The 1,995-nt window shown below is 39.1% G+C and carries 1 protein-coding gene and 1 pseudogene; both read left to right on the top strand.

Translation table 11 applies throughout. The features are described 5' to 3' along the window. Window positions 1-305, top strand: a pseudogene (locus ACO6HM_RS12335) (ABC transporter ATP-binding protein); the annotation flags it as partial. Next, the gene (locus ACO6HM_RS12340) at window positions 295-1,965 is read left to right on the top strand and encodes a hypothetical protein (protein WP_485391318.1); all 1,671 of its coding nucleotides are present in this window, start codon (window positions 295-297) and stop codon (window positions 1,963-1,965) included. The pseudogene ACO6HM_RS12335 and the gene ACO6HM_RS12340, both read left to right, overlap by 11 nt. Window positions 1,966-1,995 lie beyond the last annotated feature (30 nt).

Genomic DNA, 1,995 nt, shown 5'->3' on the forward strand with positions numbered 1-1,995 from the left:
GTATGGATACTAATAGCGTGGCTGTGTTTAAGGAGGTGCTTAAGACACTTACCAAACAGGGGAAGACCATATTTTATTCCTCTCATATTATGGAAGTGGTGGAACAGATGAGCAGTAGGGTTATCCTTCTTAAGGACGGGGCAGTCATAGCAGATTCTACGGTTGAAGAGCTGAAAAACAACAGCAGGGGCAGTAGTATGGAGGAGATTTTCAATGACCTTACAGGCTTTACAAAGGGACACGACCTTGCAGCTAAGTTTGTAGACACACTGACCGGAGGTGAGACTATTGAAGATGAAAAATAGCGAACCCTTTGTGCTTAAGGTAGTTGATAAATGTGTAAAGCCATTTTTAAGTAAAGACTTAAACTATGGTCAGATTAGGGAGATGCTTAGGCTAAAGCTAATTATGGATAGCAGAAGGGTTTCCCCTGCTCTGCAAAATAATGGGAAGAAGATAGGGAAAGAGCCGAAAAGATCTATGATTTTAACCTGCCTGGTTTATATGGGCTTAGGAATTTTTATCGCTTCTATGCAGGTTATGCCAAATATGTTTGGAGCTAATACAATCAGCTTTGCCATGCTTATATTCATGTTATTTTCCGTCTATATCAGTGAATATTCAGCTGTACTCTTAGATACTACAGAAAAGTCATTTTACGGAGCACTGCCGATTGGGAAAAACGAGATAAGTACTGCAAAAAACATACATATAGCTTATTATATAGGAACTATAGCAGCCTCTATGATGCTGCCATCTATAGTTGTCGGCTTTATTTCTAAGGGAATCCTATACGGCTTTGCGTTCACTCTGGTATCGATTGTGATTGTTGTCGTTTGCCTCCACCTTGCAGGAGTTATTTACTACCTCCTTCTCAAGGTATTTTCCGGAGAGAAGCTAAAGGACATATTAAGCGGCTTTCAGATATTTATGACAATAGCGATAATACTCTCGTATCAGATTGTGCCAAGAGTCGTAAGCATAGCAGGCTTCTCAAAGGGGGAACTTACATTTTCGCCATTTTATTTTTTTCTGCCATCAGCTTGGTTCTCAGCTATACTGGAGAGTTTATTTGGTGCGGGTGGAGCATGGTATATATATGTACTGGCAGGAATCACAGTGCCTGCTGTCATCTTGCTTGAAGTAATATACAGGAAAAAGGCTATGCCGGAGTTTGAAGGAGAACTTGACAAGCTTACGGAAACAGCCAAGGAAAATAAAACACTTTCAGCATTTTCAAATCTTATGTGTAAGCTCCTCTCAAAGGATGAGCAGGAAAATGCCTTTATGAAGCTTGTGCTGATACAGGTGTCAAGAAACAGGGATATGAAGCTTAAGCTCTATCCACAGCTTGCCAATGTATTTATTCTGCCTATAATAATGGTTCTGCCACAGATTACAGGGGAAAAGGGACTTACAGGATTTATAGAAAATCTCAGAGAAGGAAGATGGGGGTTAGTTCTGCTTTATTTCACAGGGCTTACTTCCGCAGCCATTTATGGGATAATAACTCAGACTGAGAATAAAGAGAGCATAATGTTTTATCAGATTCTTCCAATTGAGAATCTAAGTAAATGTATAAGGGCAGGAGTTAAGGTAGTATTGTTTCGCTATTTGACGCCTATCTTTGTGGCTCTGTCAGCTCTGCTTTTTGCGGTTTATGGAATTGCTATCTTACCCGACATAGTCATTGCCTACTTGTCGTTTATATTTGTAACAAGTCTTATGATAAGAGTAAGTACTTGGGAGCTTCCATTTTCTTCGGAATTCAATCCTGCAAATGTAGGACGGGGATTACTGTTGTTATTTATGAGTTTATTCGTACTTGCCTTATTTGGATGGACGCATATATTTTGGCTTAAAACCCTAGAGTTACAGCTAATAGGTATAGTGGTGATGATACTGGCTAACCTTGTATTATGGAAGTTCTTTATGAATAAGAAATACATTATAGCCAGAGGATAAGAAACATTTTTCTTAAAGGTTAAGAAAAAT

Source organism: Catonella sp. (genome assembly GCF_057250765.1).